This is a genomic window from Paradesulfitobacterium aromaticivorans, from assembly GCF_054657415.1.
Map to the genome: position 1 here is coordinate 1,200,862 of NZ_BAAHYT010000010.1, position 17,973 is coordinate 1,218,834.

19 protein-coding genes are annotated in these 17,973 nt (G+C 50.7%); all 19 read left to right on the forward strand.

Features of this window, described 5'->3' with window-relative positions; all coding sequences use genetic code 11:
- The first annotated feature begins 90 nt into the window (after positions 1–90).
- The 19 genes from sigI to hpf all read left to right on the forward strand — a co-directional run bounded on the left by sigI (position 91) and on the right by hpf (position 17,760).
- Complete coding sequence (gene sigI / locus ACYQ2N_RS11605; RefSeq protein ID WP_459999382.1) at positions 91–804, forward strand: RNA polymerase sigma-I factor; 714 nt, start codon at positions 91–93, stop codon at positions 802–804.
- The gene (locus tag ACYQ2N_RS11610; RefSeq protein ID WP_459999383.1) at positions 801–1,964 is read left to right on the forward strand and encodes an anti-sigma factor domain-containing protein; all 1,164 of its coding nucleotides are present in this window, start codon (positions 801–803) and stop codon (positions 1,962–1,964) included. The genes sigI and ACYQ2N_RS11610 overlap by 4 nt, the downstream gene beginning before the upstream one ends.
- Positions 1,965–2,071: 107 nt before the next feature.
- On the forward strand, positions 2,072–3,481 hold the full coding sequence (locus ACYQ2N_RS11615; protein WP_459999384.1) for a flippase: 1,410 nt from the start codon (positions 2,072–2,074) through the stop codon (positions 3,479–3,481).
- Positions 3,482–3,550: 69 nt separating this feature from the next.
- On the forward strand, positions 3,551–4,672 hold the full coding sequence (locus ACYQ2N_RS11620; RefSeq protein ID WP_459999385.1) for a glycosyltransferase family 4 protein: 1,122 nt from the start codon (positions 3,551–3,553) through the stop codon (positions 4,670–4,672).
- Positions 4,673–4,688: 16 nt separating this feature from the next.
- Entirely contained in the window at positions 4,689–5,594 is a 906-nt protein-coding gene (locus tag ACYQ2N_RS11625; protein ID WP_459999386.1) for a glycosyltransferase family 2 protein, read from the forward strand.
- Positions 5,595–5,661: 67 nt separating this feature from the next.
- The gene (locus tag ACYQ2N_RS11630; RefSeq protein ID WP_459999387.1) at positions 5,662–6,420 is read left to right on the forward strand and encodes a sugar phosphate nucleotidyltransferase; all 759 of its coding nucleotides are present in this window, start codon (positions 5,662–5,664) and stop codon (positions 6,418–6,420) included.
- A gap of 66 nt (positions 6,421–6,486) precedes the next feature.
- A complete protein-coding gene (locus tag ACYQ2N_RS11635; RefSeq protein ID WP_459999388.1) occupies positions 6,487–6,942 on the forward strand; it encodes a dTDP-4-dehydrorhamnose 3,5-epimerase family protein in 456 nt (151 codons plus the stop codon).
- 318 nt (positions 6,943–7,260) lie between these two features.
- The gene (rfbB, locus tag ACYQ2N_RS11640) at positions 7,261–8,268 is read left to right on the forward strand and encodes a dTDP-glucose 4,6-dehydratase (RefSeq protein ID WP_459999389.1); all 1,008 of its coding nucleotides are present in this window, start codon (positions 7,261–7,263) and stop codon (positions 8,266–8,268) included.
- A gap of 48 nt (positions 8,269–8,316) precedes the next feature.
- Entirely contained in the window at positions 8,317–8,757 is a 441-nt protein-coding gene (gene fabZ / locus ACYQ2N_RS11645) for a 3-hydroxyacyl-ACP dehydratase FabZ (RefSeq protein WP_459999390.1), read from the forward strand.
- Positions 8,754–10,691 carry an O-antigen ligase family protein gene (locus ACYQ2N_RS11650; protein ID WP_459999391.1) on the forward strand — a complete coding sequence of 646 codons (1,938 nt, stop codon included), beginning with the start codon at positions 8,754–8,756 and terminating at the stop codon, positions 10,689–10,691. Before fabZ ends, ACYQ2N_RS11650 begins: the two co-directional genes overlap by 4 nt.
- A gap of 29 nt (positions 10,692–10,720) precedes the next feature.
- Positions 10,721–11,071: a hypothetical protein gene (locus ACYQ2N_RS11655; protein ID WP_459999392.1), complete on the forward strand. Its 351-nt coding sequence runs from the start codon at positions 10,721–10,723 to the stop codon at positions 11,069–11,071.
- Positions 11,072–11,129: 58 nt separating this feature from the next.
- A complete protein-coding gene (locus ACYQ2N_RS11660) occupies positions 11,130–12,884 on the forward strand; it encodes a DEAD/DEAH box helicase family protein (RefSeq protein ID WP_459999393.1) in 1,755 nt (584 codons plus the stop codon).
- 28 nt (positions 12,885–12,912) lie between these two features.
- Positions 12,913–13,662: a ComFC family protein gene (locus tag ACYQ2N_RS11665; protein WP_459999394.1), complete on the forward strand. Its 750-nt coding sequence runs from the start codon at positions 12,913–12,915 to the stop codon at positions 13,660–13,662.
- A 62-nt stretch (positions 13,663–13,724) separates the two neighbouring features.
- Complete coding sequence (locus ACYQ2N_RS11670; protein WP_459999395.1) at positions 13,725–14,021, forward strand: zinc-ribbon domain containing protein; 297 nt, start codon at positions 13,725–13,727, stop codon at positions 14,019–14,021.
- A 481-nt stretch (positions 14,022–14,502) separates the two neighbouring features.
- Positions 14,503–15,306, forward strand: coding sequence for a basic amino acid ABC transporter substrate-binding protein (locus tag ACYQ2N_RS11675; protein WP_459999396.1), 804 nt, complete (start codon positions 14,503–14,505; stop codon positions 15,304–15,306).
- A 56-nt stretch (positions 15,307–15,362) separates the two neighbouring features.
- A complete protein-coding gene (locus ACYQ2N_RS11680) occupies positions 15,363–16,037 on the forward strand; it encodes an amino acid ABC transporter permease (protein ID WP_459999397.1) in 675 nt (224 codons plus the stop codon).
- On the forward strand, positions 16,024–16,743 hold the full coding sequence (locus ACYQ2N_RS11685) for an amino acid ABC transporter ATP-binding protein (protein WP_459999398.1): 720 nt from the start codon (positions 16,024–16,026) through the stop codon (positions 16,741–16,743). The genes ACYQ2N_RS11680 and ACYQ2N_RS11685 overlap by 14 nt, the downstream gene beginning before the upstream one ends.
- Before the next feature lie 104 nt (positions 16,744–16,847).
- Complete coding sequence (locus ACYQ2N_RS11690) at positions 16,848–17,045, forward strand: cold shock domain-containing protein (protein ID WP_459999399.1); 198 nt, start codon at positions 16,848–16,850, stop codon at positions 17,043–17,045.
- A 190-nt stretch (positions 17,046–17,235) separates the two neighbouring features.
- The gene (gene hpf / locus ACYQ2N_RS11695; protein WP_459999400.1) at positions 17,236–17,760 is read left to right on the forward strand and encodes a ribosome hibernation-promoting factor, HPF/YfiA family; all 525 of its coding nucleotides are present in this window, start codon (positions 17,236–17,238) and stop codon (positions 17,758–17,760) included.
- Positions 17,761–17,973 lie beyond the last annotated feature (213 nt).

Here is a 17,973-nt window from a genome sequence, read left to right on the forward strand (position 1 = left end):
CTGACTACTGACTCCTGAATACTTGAATAGCCCCCCTAACCCCCAGAAAAAAAGAAACGGGCGCGTATTAAGAAGTAGGAGGATGGAGAAATGCCGGAGTGGGAGGAGAGATGGCCGTGGGACCGCATCAAAACGGACCAGGACACGCGAGAAACTTTCTTGCACGACTCCCAGCCTTTCGTCCGTCATGTCGCTAGCCAGGCCTGTCACAGGCTTTTGGAGTGGGGTCGGGATGAAGAGCTGTCTGAAGGGTTTGTCGCTTTTAATGAAGCGATAGACAACTTCGAGCCTGAGCGGGGAGTGCCGTTTTTTGCCTATGCTCGCGTTCTCATTAAGCGCCGCCTTATTGACTATTATCGGCGGCAGCGGTCCCGGGAAGCCTTGCCGCTTGATCAAGTGGAAGTGGGATTGGCAGTAGAGGCTGCCCTCAGCCTGCACGATTTTCGTGAACACGAGCAAAACCGGGAGCGGGCGACCGAGATCAAGGAGTATGCGCAGGAATTAGGGCAATGGGGTCTCACTTTTTCCGATCTTGTTGAGGTTTCCCCCAAACATCGCGATTCCCGGGAAACTTTACTGCGGGTGGCCAGGATCTTGGCTCTGGATGAGGATCTATGGCAGCAGGTAAGCGAGAAAGGGAAGGTACCGATGCAAGCTCTGGCTCTCAGGAGCGGGATTCATCCCAAAGTCCTGGAACGGGGGCGCAAATATATCCTAGCTGTAGCGATCTTAATTGCTAAGCAAAATGATTACATCTATCTTAGGGAGTATGTACTTCCCCCGGAAAGGGGAATAAGGCGATGAAAAAGATTAAAGCAGTTGTCCTGGAAATATCGGGTTCCCAGTGCGCAGTACTTGTGGATGACGGCTCTTTCCGCCGCCTTCCCAATAAGTATGGCGTTGAAGTAGGGGAAGAAATTGAATTAAAAGCTGACGCGGGCTGGGATGCCATGAAAGGTATAAACATCATGAAAGGCATGAAAGCCTGGAAAGCTTGGGCGGCAGCGGCAGCGCTTTTGCTCTTGACACTCACGGTAGCGTTAGGCTGGAACTTTGCACAGGCTTCAACCGCAGTTGCGTTTGTTTCGCTTGATATTAACCCCAGTGTAGAGCTTACTGTCAATGCCCGTGAGCAGGTTCTTAAAGTCAGCGCTGTGAACTCTGATGGGGAAAAAATTCTTCAAAATTTGGAGCTCAAAAACCTGCCTGTGCTTGAGGCTATGTCCAAGATAATGGAGCAGGCTGTTGGCATGGGATATTTAACGAATGAACACTCCTGGGTTTTAGTAGGCTTAGCTCCAAGCGGGGGCAGGCCGCTTTCCCCTGCGCTGGAGGAAGCGGTGAAGTCGGCCAGTGCTGCAGTTCAAGAGAAGGTTAAAGCCAAGGTAGCCGTCCTTCAATTAACAGACCAGGAGCGGGCCAAGGCCGAGCAAACAGGTGTGAGCATTGGGGAATATGCCCTTTGGCAAAGCGCTGACAAGGCAGGGGTCAAGGTTGAAGCCACAGAGTTAAAAACGAAGACTGAGCGTGTGCGGCTGCTCGAAGCTCCTGAGATCCAGGCGCAAGTGCTTAAAGACAAAGGGGCGCTGCACGTGCCAGAGGCTGGTGGGAAAGCTAGCTCGGAAGCAGAGGATCGGCTGAACCATAAAGATGATGGCGAAGATGCTGAGCGCACGGATACAGGTTCCGCCAATCGTGCTGCGGGGTCTGCGGGCAAATCCGGGAAGCAGGATTCCAAACCGACGGTTCCGATAAAACCCGGGGACGAAGAGTCTAAAGAACAGGAGCGGGGAAACTCCACCCAACACTCTGTTCCAGTACTCACTCCCAATTCACCCGCTGCACGGAAGCAGGATAATGAAATCGAACGTATGAAACAGGATACCACGGACGAGGATAAAGAGCGCGGGTCAGGCAAAACCTCCGGCGGGGAGTCAGAACGTGAGCGTTCTGGGAGGGAATAAGGAAGCGGGTCGGAGGGGGAACACCTGTGCTTATCGGGCACCTTTAAATCTGCCCTAACCTTGGTTATAATGAAGGATGTAGTTGGTAGGAAAATAACGGCGGGAAGGTGCCAGCAATTAATAAAGTCGCCAGAAATCTTATTTCTGTAGGGTTTTCCAGTGTGTTTGCCCAATTCCTCACCTTTTTAACGATTGCCTATATTGCCAGGGTGGTCGGGAAAGAAGGGTTTGGCAGCATTAATCTGGCCCAGGCCATCATAACTTACTTTTCCATATTTACTCTCTTTGGGCTGCAGACTCACGGAGTCAGGGAAGTTTCGAAAGGGAGTGCCAGTCACAGTCTTATCCTGGGCGAAATCTTAACGGCCAGGCTTTCTCTTTTTGTCCTCTCGTATGCGGCGCTTTTTCTTCTGGCAGTGTTTCTGCCCAAGGACTTTTCTTTCAAAATTTTGCTTATCCTATATGGACTGACATTGCTGCCCACGGCTTTGAACATTGATTGGTTTTATTCCGGCATCGAGGAAATGCAGCACAATGCGGTGTATAACATCCTGCGCAATGCGTTTCCGTTCTTTTTACTCATGGCTTTATTACATAACGAGGGACAGCTAAATTTTGTTCCCCTTGCTACCTTCGCCGGTTTGGTTGTAGCTACCGGGTATCAATATTCTATCCTGAAAGAAAAGGGAATACGTTATAAACTGGGGCTGCCCTGGACTCAGGTGCAAAAATACCTGAGGGTGAGCTTTCCCTTTTTTCTATCAGGGCTATTGGCCATGATTAATATTAACATTGATCGGATCGTGATCGGTTTCTCCCGTACAGACAGCGAGCTGGGACTTTACTCTGCTGCTTATAATATTATCTTGTTTCTGACCAACGTCGTAGCCATAATTTTTGTGCCGGTATTTCCACGCTTGGTCAAGCACCATCATGACGGGGATAAAGAGGGCTTATCCCGCCTGACTGCCACTGTGGCCAAGTTCATCTCTCTATTTATTCTTCCGGTGGCTGTGGGCGGGATCGTCCTGGCTGAGAGGATAATAATCCTCCTTTACGGACAGGAGTACGCCCCCGCTGCCGGTCCTTTTGCTATCCTCCTTATTTTCAGCGTGCTCTTATTTACGCGGGAGATATTCGGGTATCAGTTAAATGCCTGGCATCTGGAAAAGTCTTATCTAAAGATTATCGGGCTCTCCTCAGTGATAAACCTGGCCCTTAACTTAATCTTAACTCCCCGTTACGGGATTTACTTTGCCGCATCCATTAACATCATTTCGGAAACAATGAACCTAATACTGATGCAAAAAGCTGCGGCCGAAGTGGTTCGAACAGCGGTTTTGCCCCATATATTTAAGGCGGTGCTCCCGTCTGCGCTGATGGGCGGAGCGTTGTTTTTGCTTAGGGGACATCTACCCGTACTGATAAGTATTGTGCTTGGAATACTTATTTATGCTGGGGCTGCATTCCTCCTGCGAATTGTTAGAATCGAAGAAATAAAAACCTTTTTTGCATGAGAATTGGCCCAGATATTTTTCAGTAAGTCGTGACGGGCGAGCAAAATAAGAAAAGGGTGCCAAACAGGTATGCACTATTGTGTCTTATTTCCGGAGGCCCACAACGTCCATCTCATTAAAGACGTAGGGATGATCCCGTACAAGCTTAGACAGCTTTATGGTTACCGCGCTGTCCTGGCTGCTTATGACAACGGGGTATACCCCTACCTGCAGGATGTAGTTCCGGGCCTGGAGCTGGATTTTATCCCCCGGTTTTTGCACCACCCAACCTGGGATGGGGTTAATTATCTCCGCCTTAAAGCCAGGGAAATCGACGTGTTACAGATTTTTCACATGACGTTTAGGTCCGTGTTATTTGCCTATTTCTATAAAAGCTTGAATCCAGGCGGCAAAGTGTTCCTTAAGCTTGACTGCAGTATCAAGCTGATCGAGAAACTAAGAAGTCTGGGAACATTCCGGATGAGGTTGCTTAACCTGTTCTTGGACAAAGTGATGCTTGTAGGCGTGGAACAGGAAAAGCTTTATCATGAGATGATGGAGATTTTCCCAGCCCATCAGAGGAAGATAATATATCTGCCTAACGGTGTGGATTTAAGCTATCTCGACCGCAACCACCTTGGGCCTGTTTACTCCGAGAAAGAAAATGTTATTCTCACGGTCGCCAGGATCGGCAGCCAGGAGAAAAATACCCCCTTGCTGCTGCAGGCTTTTGCGCGCCTGGCACAAGGGGGAAAGCGAGCCTGGAAATTAGTGTTGGTGGGGCCGGTGGCACCGGAGTTTAACACTTACCTGGAAGGGTTTTGGGAAGAGAATCCCGGGCTAAAAGAATATGTCATTTTTAAGGGAAGTGTGGAAGCTCGCAGTGAACTATGGGCAGAGTACAGCCGGGCGAAAATATTTTGCCTGACCTCTGATTATGAAAGCTTTGGCTTTTCCTTAATCGAAGCCGCCGCTGCCGGGACCGTGATCGTTAGCACTGACGTGGGCATCGCTTCGGAGCTGGTACAGGAGGGCAATGGAGCGGTCGTTCCGGTGAATGACCTGGAAGCCCTCACCGCCAAACTGGCAGAGTTTATAGAGCGCCCTGATTTAGACCGGTTGTCTAGGCAAAGCGCTCAGATCTGCCGCCAAAAGTTTAACTGGGATGAAATTTGTGCTAAGCTTAACAGAGAACTTACAAAGATTAGGTAGAGGAGTTTATCGCTTTGTGAACGCTCCCAGCGTCTATTTAATTATCCTTAACTTTAATGCGGCTGAGGAAACCCTGCGTTGTGTAGCCGGGGTAGAGCAGATTACCTATCCCAACTACAAAGTCGTTGTGGTTGACAATTGTTCAACAGATGACTCGTGGGCAGTTCTAAAGAGAAGCTTGCAGCATACCCTTCTTCAGAGTGATGGAAATTATGGGTATGCTTACGGTAATAATGTTGGGATTAAGTATGCTCAGGCCCAGGGGGCAGAGTATATTTGCATTCTCAATAATGATGTGGAAGTTGAGGCGGGTTTTTTAGAACCGCTGATCGATATTTTGTCGGTGAGCAAGGAAATCGCAATGGCCGGACCTACGATCTGTGATTTTTATGAAAGGGATTTAGTGCAGACCATGGGTGCCTCACTTTCTCTTTATACCGGATTGGCCCAGGGGATTGCCAAAGGTAAGTTGTATGCAGGAATTACGCAGAGTGTGCGCGAAGTAGACTATTTAGGCGGAGCCTGTTTTGTGATTAAAGCGGATGTCTTAGTGCAGACCGGTTTAATCCCGGAAAATTACTTTTTGTTTTTTGAAGAAACGGAATTATGCCTGAAAGCACAAAAACTTGGTTATAAGCTCGTCTGTCTCCACGCCAGCCGTGTTTACCACAAGCGTTCAGCTACTATTTCCAAGTTTCAGGGATTGGGTTACTATTTCCTCAACCACAACCGGATTGTGTTCATGCGCCGCAATGCACGCGTAGGGCAAAGAGTAATCTTTTATGGTTATCTTCTTCTGGAAGCCCTGGTTCGTATCCTTATCAAGAGAGAACCATGGCAGCTTTATCAGATATTCTATGAGGGATATATCGCTGACCCTGACAGGCTGGAGTTGGGCAAGGTACAGCAGTTTCTTCCCTAAAGAATCACTTTGCGGTGAAGGATACGTGGTATGCAGCCGCAAACTTTAACCTTGAGGAGGAGCACTCATGAAGGGAATAATATTAGCAGGCGGAACTGGGTCACGCCTGTATCCTTTGACGAAAGTTACCAATAAACATTTGCTGCCGGTAGGGCAGTATCCGATGATTTTTCACCCGGTTGCCAAGCTTAAAGAGGCGGGGATCGCGGAAGTGCTCGTTGTGACCGGGAAAGAGCATATGGGGGATGTCGTCAGTCTGCTCGGGAGCGGTGCCGACTTCGGGCTGGAATTTACGTTTAAGGTGCAGGACCAGGCCGGTGGCATCGCCCAAGCTTTGGGGCTGGCGGAACACTTTGTCGGGTCTGACCTGTGCGCGGTGATTCTGGGAGACAACATATTCGCTGACTCCATTAAACCATTTGCCGCTGAGTTCAAAGCCCAGGGGCAGGGAGCGCGGATTCTCTTAAAAGAAGTCCCTGACCCGCAGCGCTATGGCGTGGCTGAGGTTGAGGACGGGCGCATCATCGGGATTGAGGAAAAGCCCCGAGAGCCCAAAAGCAGCTACTGTGTCACCGGAATTTATTTTTACGACCCGGATGTCTTTGGTATGATCAAGACCTTAAAGCCCTCCGGGCGGGGGGAACTCGAGATTACGGATGTCAATAACAGCTACATAGCACGGGGAGGACTGAGGTATGATACACTCTCTTCCTGGTGGACTGACGCCGGGACTTTCGAGTCCCTGTCTATGGCAAACAAGCTGGCGTTCGAGACAGGCTTAGGCGGGGAGATATCTGATGTTTTAGGCTTCCCTAAGAGGGGCTGAACAGAAGGGTTCCTATAGTCTACGAGGGAATCACTGAAAAACTCGGCTAAAGGAGCTGAACCTTTTATGATCGATGGCGTAGTGTTGAAGAAGCTCGTCAGACACGCTGACGACCGGGGTTTTTTCATGGAGATCTTGCGCGATGATGACGAACTCTTAAAGCGCTTTGGACAGGCATCTCTGTCTAAGTCATACCCGGGAGTAATCAAGGCTTTTCACTATCACGAAAGGCAGGATGACCTCTGGTTTTTTCCGTGCGGCAATGCCCAAGTCGTGCTGTATGACTTGCGCGCGGATTCTCCTACCCACGGGGAGACGAATACATTTTATCTGGGGGAGGACAATCCCGGGCTGCTCGTCATCCCGAAGGGAGTGGCCCACGGCTACCGGGTCTTGGGAGAGGAACCGGCCATCATTGTTTACTTTACGACTGAATCTTACCGCCGTGATGATCCGGATGAACTGCGCATACCGTGGGATGACCCGGGCATTGGGTTTGACTGGACGACCAGGCCGCGCTAAACTACGCAGGAGTCAGGAGTCAGGAGTCAGGAGTCAGGAGTCAGGAGTCAGGAACGTAAGTCTCCGGTGGAGACTTACGCCGTTCGGCCAAACCCAAGAGAAATTCCTCCGGCCGAACGGAGCAGGAGTCAGAAGAAGAATTTTTCAGTACAAATTAGGGGTTTAAAACCCTAAAGGAATGCAAGAAATCATCCATTAGGCCATGAGTTGAATTCTTAGTATGGCCTCATGGCGTGAATGTCCCCCGGACATTCACGTTACTGAATTCTGACTACTGAATTCTGACTACTTGAGCAGTAATGGGAACGGAGGGAAAGCTTGAATATCTTGGTAACTGGCGGGGCTGGGTTTATCGGTTCCAACTTTTTGTTGTCAATGGTGAAGAAATACCCGGAGGACCGCTTCATCAATGTAGATTCCTTAACTTATGCCGGAAATTTAAGTAATCTCACGCAAATTGAGGGCAGCCCGAACTATACGTTTTATAAAACAGATATCCGGGAGCGTGCGGGGCTTGAAGCGGTATTTCGCCAAGAGGAACCGGCGGCGGTCATTCATTTTGCGGCAGAATCTCATGTTGACCGCAGTATTGACAACCCTTTAGCTTTTGCGGAGACGAATGTACTCGGAACCCTCCAGCTTGTGGACTTAAGTAGGAAATACCGGGTGGAGCGTTTGGTTCAGGTCTCCACGGATGAAGTCTATGGCTCTCTGGGGCCGACCGGGTTGTTTACAGAAGACTCTCCCCTAAAGCCTAACAGCCCGTATTCAGCGAGCAAGGCGTCGGCAGACAGTTTTGTGCGCGCCGCAGTCGAAACCTACGGGTTAAACGCTTCAATCACACGCTGTTCCAATAATTACGGCCCCTATCAGTTTCCGGAAAAACTGATCCCTTTGATGATCTGGCGCGCCTTGGAAGGAAAGAGCCTGCCGGTGTACGGGGACGGCCAAAATGTGCGGGACTGGCTGTACGTAGAGGACCACTGCCGGGCCCTTGATTTGGTGCTCAGGCGCGGCCAGGCAGGGGAAGTCTATAATATCGGCGGGAACAATGAACGTACGAATATTGAGCTTGTCAAAACGATCCTTAGGTTGCTCGGTAGCTCAGAGGAACTGATCCAGTTTGTCACCGATCGTCCCGGGCATGACCGCCGCTATGCGATTGATGCCGGGAAGATCAAGCGCGAGCTTGGGTGGGAGCCGCAAGTCCGGTTTGAGGAAGGAATTGCTCTCACTGTTAAGTGGTATCTTGAGCATGAACCGTGGTGGCGCGCAATCATCAGCGGGGAGTACCAGAGCTATTATAAAAAGCTGTACGGGCATTAGACAAAATTAAGGCCATGGACGAAGCTGTTTTTTTGAGGGAGGTAAGCCATGTTTGATATTGATAAAATCCAGGAGATTTTACCCCATCGCTACCCGTTTCTTCTGGTCGACCGCATTATTGAGTTTGAAGAAGGGAAAAGGGCTGTGGGGATAAAAAACGTGTCCGCTAACGAGTCTTTCTTTGCGGGGCACTTCCCCAAATATCCTGTGATGCCGGGAGTCTTGATTATGGAAGCCCTGGCCCAAGTGGGGGCAGTGATCGTGCTTAGCAAAGAGGAATATGCCGGGCGGATTGCCCTTTTAGCCGGGATGGATGAGGTGCGTTTCAAGCGCCAGGTGCGACCGGGGGATCAGCTGCGTTTGGAAGTTGATGTCCTTCGCTTAAAGCATGGCGTGGGGATGGCTGAGGGCAAGGCTATGGTTGGGGATGAACTGGCGGCCTCAGGCAAACTGATGTTTGCGCTTGGGCCCAAAAACCCGGCCCAATGATCGGAACAACTTTAAAAAAAGTCAGCAAAGCCAGGAGCAGCAATGAGCGCATCCTGGCTTTTTCTCTCTGGCTAAGTTTGCTTGCTTCCGGAATGTATTTCAAAGAGGCGTGGTTCATCCTGGGTGGAATTCTCGGTTTGTATGCTTTAGACAAGGGGATTTTGGGTTTCCTCACTCTGCGGCAGGAGGTGCAGGGTTCTTACGACCTCCGTTCGAGAGTGCCGCGTCTGAGGGTGGAGCTACCCGCTTTAGGGCTTACAGACTTCGTGCTCCTTGGAATGGCAGGTCTGTCTGCACTCGGCCTGCTGCGCCCTGTGCAAGTGGAAGAGGGGCTGATTGAGGTTTTGCGCTGGCTTGTGTACTGGCTTATTTTCCGCCTAGCTACAGAAGTGCGCCAGGAGGGGTATAGCAGTGAGCGCCTGCTGGTTCAGGTGCAATGGGCTGCCATAGCCGTGGCCGTCCTGGGCTGGCTGCCCTGGGCCGGGCTTATCTGGCCTGCGCCCCCAGTGTCGGAGGCGGGGCGTTTAAGTTCGGTATTTGGCTATCCGAATGTGGCGGCAGCCTTTTTCGGGGCAGCTTTTTTCCTTCCAGGCAGCAACATTCTGTTCAAAGCTTTTCTGGCCGTATCTTTTCTGAGCACAGGCTCGCGGGCAGCCTTAATGGCAGTTCTTGTTGTGCTTGCACTGAAGGGACTGAAAGAGTTGGGGGCGCGAAGGCAAGGGTCTGCCGGGGCTCAGGCTGTAGGACCACTTATAAGAATTATAAAGATAATACTAGTTTCTGCCCTGATCATTAGTGTGAGTGTTAAACTTTTCCCTAACGCCTGGGAGCATTTCCGTTCCTGGAACCCGCTCTCTCCGAGTATCGGCCAGCGCCTGCTTTATTACCGCGACGGGCTGTCCCTGGCGTGGCAGGCTCAAGGTTGGCCCAGGGCCGGTGGCTGGCTGGCGTTTCCTACAGTTCAATCTCTTCCTTACTGGACCAGCCATCCCCACTCGGCTTTTATCCATATTCTCTTAAACCAGGGAATCATGGGGCTTGCGCTGATGGGAGCCTGGGCCGTGAGAGCGTGGCGAAGGCTGGGAGCTGGAGCGGAAAAATGGGCCTTGCTCTTTCTGGTGTTTCATTCCCTGCTCGATGCCGACTTTGCTTTTGGTGCCCTGGGCCTTGTCTTTTGGCTGCTAAGCGGCTTAAATGAGACGGAATCATCCTCCTTAAGCTTCTATCAAACTGCCCGGCGTGGTTTGTCGTCTGCACGGAGGAACCTGCCGTCGGCACGCCTCTTGCGCGCGGGGATTTACGTCCTGGCCGCGCTCTATTTGCTGTTCCTGTCCGGTGCTGCCCTCATTCAGCCTGACTTGCTTAACCCGGGCCAGGTCTTGAGTCGGGAAGCGGAGCGCCTGGGGCCGGTTGCTCCAAGGCAGAGCGCCCTTCTTTGGCAGCAGAGCCTGCGCTGGGACCAGACCCGGATTTCCTGGCGCAGGCACCTAGCCGAGCTGGAACTGGCCCAGGGGGATGTGGGGGCAGGACTGAGGGCGGTAGAGGAGGCACTGGCCTGGCGCAGTTTTGACCTTAATGCTTATGAATGGGCCCAGGGTGCAGTCCTAAAAGCGGCTGACGCCAGATCTGGGCTTAAGGGAGACAAGCTAGAGCTCGCGCAGAAGGGTACGGACAGCATAACTTCCCTTGGGGTGGTTGAGCCAAAGTCTGCACTTAAGATGCTTGAGCCGAAACCCGTAGCGGAGAGCGAAGAGATACTGTCTCTTTATCGGTGGGCCCAGGCGGTGCCGGACCGTATCGAAGACAAAAGGGGAAGAATTTCACCGTTTGTTGGTGCTTTATGGCCTGAGTGGGCGAACTTCCGTCCCACACCTGTAATAAACTTCCTGGCTGAATATGCCAGAGATAGACAACGCACCACTGCCAACTCTTAAACATAACTTAAGGTAGGCAGGTGGGACGAATGTTAGGGGTAATCTTGTTACTTTCTTTGGTATTGTGGATTGTTGCAGGCTGGGAATGGCGGCTGCCGCAAGGGCTGCAGACAAGAATACTTGAGGTGCAGACGAGGCTGGGTGCTCCGGTACGTGCGTTTTATACCAGCTGGCGTGAGGAGGAGAGACCGGAAGAAGCTTTGCGCCGCCTTGCAAAGGAATTGGTTCAGGCTGAACGCGCCCTGGGTGTGCCACTTTTCTTAGTGGTTGAGCTTGCACACGGTCTTGAGCAATCTTACATAAACCCGCGGATGCTCGTGGAACGGCGTTTTCCGGCCAGCGTAATCCGTGAAGCAGGAGCGCAGGGTGAGCATCTTTGAAAATTCAGTATAGGGGCATTAAAGGCTGTGCCCAAAGGTTAAAGGAGGACGGGAGCTTATGCTCTTTTATCTTATGCGTACTCCGAAAGGAGAGCTTGTGCTCTCGCCTTTCCCGGAATTGGACAAGCCCTACTTCGAAGGAGGCGGCTTCAAGGAAGATGGAAAGAACATAGAACCTTATACCGTGTTGACTCCCGGGGTTCCTCTTGCTTACCTTGAGACGGTTGCAGTGCAAATGTTTGCCGGTCCGGGAGCAAGCACAGGTGTAAAAGCATCAGAATCAATATTGAAGGCTCTGGCCAGGGAGAATGTCTTAAAAAGTTTCCCCTGGCACTGGGAGGACTCAGAATACTTGAAAGACCATCTGCCAGGCATGGTGATAGGCCCAGGGGATAGAGAACCAAACGTGGAAATAGTTAAATCCTTGAGAGGACGGAAGTTGACTGAAGATGAATTAAGGATGCTGGCTACTTCCTATGGGCTTAAGCCTGAAGAGGTATGGCAGCAGGCACATCTCTTGGTGCGTGCGGGTCTAGGGGAATGGGTTCCGGCTGTGCGCCGGGAGCGCAAGGGCTGGCGCTGCCAGCGCTGTGGAGAAAGTGAGTTGGAAGAGTGGCCCAGCATCTATGGCGCGGCTTTTACCTGTCCGAGTTGCCGCAGTTTAGGCACATCTTCTACACTCAAGGTGATTTACCGTGATTTAAGGGCTCCTGCAAGAGAAAATTTTAGTTTGCATTCCCTAAGCAATACCTCAGACTTAGTTCTGACGCCCGCCCAGGAAAAAGCTGCGAGGCAGGTTTTGGAATTTGTGCAAAGTACGCTTGAAAGCGAAGCCCTCTTATGGGCTGCCTGCGGGGCTGGGAAGACTGAAGTTTGTTTTCCTGCGGCGGCATGGGCTTTAGGACAGGGGAAATCGGTGCTTTTCGCCGCTCCACGCCAGGATGTGGTTCACGATGTGGCCCCGCGCTTGCAGCAGGCTTTCCCTGACTTGTCCATCCCTGTGCTTTCCGGTGCCTCTGCGGCTAAATTTAGTGCCGGCGACTTGGTCCTAGCCACTACCCACCAGGTATTGCGGTTCTACCAGGCGTTTGACCTAATTTTTCTGGACGAGCTAGATGCCTTTCCCTACCGTGACAGCCGCATGCTGCAGTGGGGGGTAACCCAGGCTTTGCGTCCAGGGGGCAAAATTCTCTTTTTGAGCGCTACTCCGGATCAAGCCATACTTAAACGTCTGAGAAAGCAAGGAAAAATAATCCGTCTCCCGGCCCGCCATCACCGCCGTCCGCTGCCGGTGCCCGTATTTAAGAAAATGCCTGACTGGAGTAGGGTTAAAGATTCAGGTTCTCTCTTAAGCAAGATGCAGCCGGGTTTTGGCAGCATGCTGGCGGCCTTGCGCGAGCATGGCCCGGTAATTTTCTTTGTCCCGAAGATTTCCTCGGTCAACGCCTGGACGGAAATCTTAAAGAGTATTTTCCCTGGCTGGAGTATTGCCGGCAGTTACAGCCGCGACCCGGAAAGACTGGATAAGCTCGTAGGTTTACGCCGCGGGGACTTTGACTTATTTGTGGCAACCTCAATTCTTGAACGGGGAGTCACGATTGCAGGGGCGCAAGTGGCTGTCATGACTGCAGATCACCCGGTTTTTGACGAACGCGCTTTAGTCCAGATGGCAGGACGAGCCGGGCGCACGCGGGCGAACCCAAGCGGGGGAGTAATATTTTTCGCCGCCCGGGAAACAACAGCCATGCGCACTGCGGTGCGCTGGATTAACGAGCAAAACGAGCTCGCGCGCACGGCCGGTCTGCTGGACTGATCGAACCACGATTTGGGGGAGCAATGTCATGAGCAAAGCCTCAAGCATTATTAACGAGATGCAGGAGTTTCTCCGTTCTCTCTGGTATAAGGGTGAAGAGATTTGCCTCCTGTGCGGAGGGCAAGACGGACCAATATGCCCTACCTGCATCCGGGAATACTTTCATCCGGAACTGGCGCGTTGTCAAGCCTGCGGCAAGCTGATAGCAAGAGAATCCACTTACTGCCGCAACTGCCTGGAGCACAGAGGACCGCAAGCCCTTACGCGCGTAACGGCCTGGGGTCATTATGCCGGGGGCTGGCGTGATTTTATCCACCGCATCAAATACCAGGCCCAGCCACGGCTGGTGCAGAAGATGGCGCACTTGCTGGCAGAATGGGCCGTAACTCAACTACCGCCCCCGGATGGCATCGTGGCGGTGCCTATGCACCCTTCCCGGTTGGCTGAGCGCGGATTTAACCAGGCTGAAGTGATCTCCTCGGTGCTAAGGTGGGAGTTGGGGATTCCGCTGCTAAACGGGCTTGAGCGCGTGCTCCCGACCCGTTCTCAGGCAGAGCTTTCCCGCCAGGAGCGCCTGCATAATCTCACCGGGGCCTTTAAGGTTCGCGACCAGAAAATTTTTAGCGGGCATATTATTTGGCTGATAGATGATGTCACCACCACCGGTGCGACCCTTGAAGCGTGTGCGCAAGCGCTGCGCGCAGTGGAGGTGGGAGAAATTTACGGGCTTTGTTTGGCGGCAGGAATTGAAAAAAATCTTGTTAGCGCTGGAGATTAACGGTATAATATTTTTGGGTGGGCATATGCCTGTCACATTATTATGTAAGGGGAATATTTTTCATGGCGTTTCAAGACAAAGAACTCGTATGCAAAGACTGTGGGGCAACATTCATTTTCACAGTAGGGGAACAAGAATTTTATGCTGAAAAAGGATTTGAAAATGAGCCTCTCCGTTGCCGGGACTGCCGTAGTGCCCGTAAGGCTTCTCGTAACGGTTCCGAAGGAAGATCTCGCGAAATGTACACTGTCGTGTGTGCGGACTGTGGCGCAGAAACCCAAGTTCCGTTCCAACCGACTTCAGATCGTCCGGTCTACTGCCGTGAGTGTTATCAACACCATCGCCCGGCACGTCAATAATATATAGTAAGCTTTGAAATTAGCGGGAAGCTCTTGTGAGAGGGTTTCCCGTTTTTTCTTTTGCGCTGTTTCACTAAAAATTAGCATAAGCTTCGGCCACTCGGTCGGGGGTAATGCCAATATTATAATTTTGAAAAGCCCGGTTTACTCCCAGAAATAAAAGCAAGCTGTCTCTTTTTTAAGGAACACACCACTTTCGCACACGGTTATCCACATAGGTACCCCTTTAGAAACGCCTTTTCCCCAAAGTTATCCACATTATCCACAGGCACCTGTGACTAAAGTGCGTTAATAACTTTTATCTTGATCAGCGGCAGCTAAACCTAAAGGTAAAATTAGTTTTGAATGTATACAGTGTTACCCTGGAAATATCCAGGAAATAGCTATTGAATATAGTTACAGACGTATGTATAATTTAACAGTCTGGACAAGCATAGACTAAAAATCAGGTATTAGAGTGTGCGAAGGGAGAAAAAAGAGAATGTTCAAAAAAGGATCACGACTTGCCATTGTAACCTTACTTATTTTAAGCTTAGTTGCCCTTGCGGGCTGTGGCAGCAGCAGTGCCAACGCTCCGGCAGGCAGCAGCAATTCCGGGGCCGCGACGGAGAAGGTGCTGAAAGTCGGCTCTGACATTGCTTACGCTCCGTTTGAGTTTATGGATGAGAAGCATGAGCCGCAGGGGTTCGACATCGAATTAATGAAGGCGATTGGAGAGAATCTCGGGTATAAGGTGACTTTCGAAACGTCTTCTTTTGACGGATTAGCGATGTCTTTGGGAAATGGAAAATATGACGCAGTAATCTCAGCGATGACCATTACGGAAGAACGTGCGAAAAGCATCCTCTTCAGCGACAAGTACTTCCAAACTGTGCAATATATTGCCTCCAAAAAAGGCTCCAGTTTTAAGACGATTGCTGACTTAAAAGGGAAAAGAGTCGGCGTACAGCTTGACACCACTGGGCAGTTTGTGGTTGAGGAACAAGGAGTTACTCCTAAAAAATATGATACTACCCCTGATGCTTTGAATAATTTGGTGAACGGTGGCGTTGAAGCCGTAGTGGCTGATGCTCCGGTAGTTATCTATTTTGCCGAGAAAAATCCGAATGCCAACATCGAGTTTGTGAAAGCGGATGTGCCCCCGGAATTCTACGGGATTGCTTTTAAACTTGGCAACACCGAACTTGCTGATAAAGTCAACGCTACATTGAAGAAGTTCAAAGAAGATGGAACTTATAACAATATCTACAAGAAGTGGTTTAACGAGGATGCCCCCAAGTTCTAAGCGAGTTATTCTGGGTGCTTGACTACGGTGTCAAAATTGGATGAGGAGGATTTGGTGTGTACATTAACTGGGGGTTGGCCCTTGAAAGCTTCCCCATTCTCCTTAAAGGTGCGGTAGTCACCCTGGAACTGACTGCCGGAGCAGTCGCCATGGGCTTAGTGATTGGGCTGTTTATGGCTTTGGCCAAGCTTTCAAGTATAAGATTGGTGCGCCTTGTGGCTACAGTTTATATCGATTTTTTACGCGGAACCCCGCTCTTGGTCCAACTCTTTATCGTGTATTTTGCTTTTCCCCCTCTGTTTGGTTTTAGCACCCCAGCAAAATGGGAATGGATCGCTGCGATTTTAGCGATGGGGATGAACTCGGGCGCGTATATTGCGGAGATCTTCCGCGCCGGGATTCAGTCCATTGACCGGGGTCAGTCGGAGGCAGCCCGCTCTCTTGGCATGAGCCAGGGCCAGGCTATGCGTCATATCATTTTGCCTCAGGCTATTAAACGGGTAATTCCACCGCTTGGGAATGAATTCATTGCTATGCTCAAGGACTCTTCTTTGGTAGCAGTTATCGCCATGGAAGAACTTCTTTATACCGGTAAAATCATTGTTGGCCGTACGGTTCAGCCTGTTCCTATCTACATCGAAGTTGCCCTCATGTACTTGGTGATGACCTTGGCAATATCACGGGTGCTGGCGGTAGTGGAAAGGAGGCTGGGCAAGAGTGATATTCGTTAAGAACCTCCACAAATACTTTGGCAAACTGGAAGTGCTTAAAGGCATCAACTGCCATATTAAAGAAAAAGAAGTCGTGGTTGTGATCGGGCCCAGCGGCTCCGGGAAGAGCACTTTTTTGCGCTGCCTCAACAAGCTTGAAGAGCTTACGGACGGGGAGATCGTGATTGACGGGATTCCCTTGAATTCTGAGACGAATGTCAACACCATCCGGCGCGAGGTCGGGATGGTGTTTCAGCGGTTTAACCTCTTCCCGCACATGACGGCCTTGGAGAACATCATCTTGGCTCCACAGATTGTAAGGAGCATGAGCAAGAGTGAAGCGGAACAAGCGGGCTTGGAACTCCTGCGCAAAGTTGGGCTCTCAGATAAAGCGCATGAGTATCCGGAACGCCTCTCAGGCGGACAGCAGCAGCGGGTGGCGATCGCCAGGGCTTTGGCTATGAAACCGAAGGTGATGCTCTTTGACGAGCCTACTTCCGCCCTTGATCCTGAAATGGTGGGTGAGGTTTTGTCAGTCATGAAGGATCTGGCGCGCGAGGGGATGACTATGGTGGTAGTGACCCATGAAATGGGCTTTGCGCGCGAAGTCGGAGACCGCGTTATCTTTATGGATGAAGGAATCATTATGGAAGAAGGAGCCCCGGTCGAAGTTTTTGCCAATCCCCGCAATCCGCGGACCCAGTCTTTTCTAAGTAAGATTCTCTAAGCCCAAAGTGGCTAAATACTAACCCCCCTTGTTTAATTTTTACCGGCACTGGTTATCCTTAGAAGGAAGGGCGTAAAGCCCAGAAATCAAGGAGGTTGTTTTTGGTGTTAGGTAAAGTTAAGTGGTTTAGCAAGCAGAAGGGGTACGGGTTTATTGAAAGGGATAATGGACGAGACGTATTCGTGCACTATTCCTCAATTCTTGGGGACGGGTTCCGTACCTTAGAGCAGGGCCAAGATGTTGAGTTCGATGTCATCGAGGGGCCGCGCGGCGAGCAGGCTTCTAATGTAACGATGTCTTAAAGCTAAAAATTCCTTATTAAAGAATCGCTGTGACAGCGTGCTCGACTAGGGCACGCTTTTTACTAACCCTTAATGTTTCTTTAGCGGATTTCTGGGAAAAATAGAGACGATATCTAACGGGTTTCAGCAGGATTTTTGTTAAGAGGAGGGAATAGTATACTATAGACCAGGTAAAAAGGAGGTTGAGTAGATGAACATTATTATTCGCGGCAAGCACATTGAGGTGACTGATGCCCTGAAAAGCTATGTTGCTAAGCGGGTCGGAAAGTTAGAGAAGTACACGGATGAATTTCAGGACATTACTGTGACCTTGCTGGTCGAACGGGATCGTCACCGTGTCGAAGTAACGGCACCTATTAACGGGATGATTTTACGCGGAGAAGAAGAAACGGGAGATATGTATTCCTCCATTGACCTAGTCTTAGAGAAGCTGGAACGGCAAATTGATAAATATCGGACCCGGATTCTTAGAAAAATGCGTACCAAAGCCCTTAAGGATCATGAACCAAATTTGCTGACAGCAGCAGATGAAGAACATCAACTTGTGAGGAACAAGAGGTTCCCGGCTAAACCGATGTCAGTCGATGAAGCGATCATGCAACTGAACCTCGTTGGACATAGTTTTTATGTTTTTACCAATGCTGACACGGAGCAAATGAATGTTGTCTATCGCCGCAAAGACGGGGATTACGGTCTCTTGGAGCCGGATATTTAAGAACACGCGTTTAAGGTGATGTGAAAGGCGGGGACATTTTTCGGCGGTAGGGAATAGGTTTAGAAATGATGCAACGGGAAAAAGATTTGGGATGATCGGGACGTGCTTGCATAAGGTGCGTCCCGATTAACTTTTGGAACGCTTTCAGTAACGCTTGCGGGAAACTTGAGGGCACTTGAGAAGCATCAAGGACAGTTGCGGCCTTATAGCAGG

Bases quoted from the DNA above. Each gene is read 5' to 3' on its own strand.
- hpf (WP_459999400.1), top strand. From the start codon at position 17,236: ATGAACATTATTATTCGCGGCAAGCACATTGAGGTGACTGATGCCCTG.
- ACYQ2N_RS11650 (WP_459999391.1), top strand. From the start codon at position 8,754: ATGATCGGAACAACTTTAAAAAAAGTCAGCAAAGCCAGGAGCAGCAAT.
- ACYQ2N_RS11675 (WP_459999396.1), top strand. From the start codon at position 14,503: ATGTTCAAAAAAGGATCACGACTTGCCATTGTAACCTTACTTATTTTA.
- ACYQ2N_RS11665 (WP_459999394.1), top strand. From the start codon at position 12,913: ATGAGCAAAGCCTCAAGCATTATTAACGAGATGCAGGAGTTTCTCCGT.
- ACYQ2N_RS11620 (WP_459999385.1), top strand. From the start codon at position 3,551: ATGCACTATTGTGTCTTATTTCCGGAGGCCCACAACGTCCATCTCATT.
- ACYQ2N_RS11660 (WP_459999393.1), top strand. From the start codon at position 11,130: ATGCTCTTTTATCTTATGCGTACTCCGAAAGGAGAGCTTGTGCTCTCG.
- fabZ (WP_459999390.1), top strand. From the start codon at position 8,317: ATGTTTGATATTGATAAAATCCAGGAGATTTTACCCCATCGCTACCCG.
- ACYQ2N_RS11670 (WP_459999395.1), top strand. From the start codon at position 13,725: ATGGCGTTTCAAGACAAAGAACTCGTATGCAAAGACTGTGGGGCAACA.
- ACYQ2N_RS11630 (WP_459999387.1), top strand. From the start codon at position 5,662: ATGAAGGGAATAATATTAGCAGGCGGAACTGGGTCACGCCTGTATCCT.
- ACYQ2N_RS11635 (WP_459999388.1), top strand. From the start codon at position 6,487: ATGATCGATGGCGTAGTGTTGAAGAAGCTCGTCAGACACGCTGACGAC.
- ACYQ2N_RS11655 (WP_459999392.1), top strand. From the start codon at position 10,721: ATGTTAGGGGTAATCTTGTTACTTTCTTTGGTATTGTGGATTGTTGCA.
- sigI (WP_459999382.1), top strand. From the start codon at position 91: ATGCCGGAGTGGGAGGAGAGATGGCCGTGGGACCGCATCAAAACGGAC.
- ACYQ2N_RS11610 (WP_459999383.1), top strand. From the start codon at position 801: ATGAAAAAGATTAAAGCAGTTGTCCTGGAAATATCGGGTTCCCAGTGC.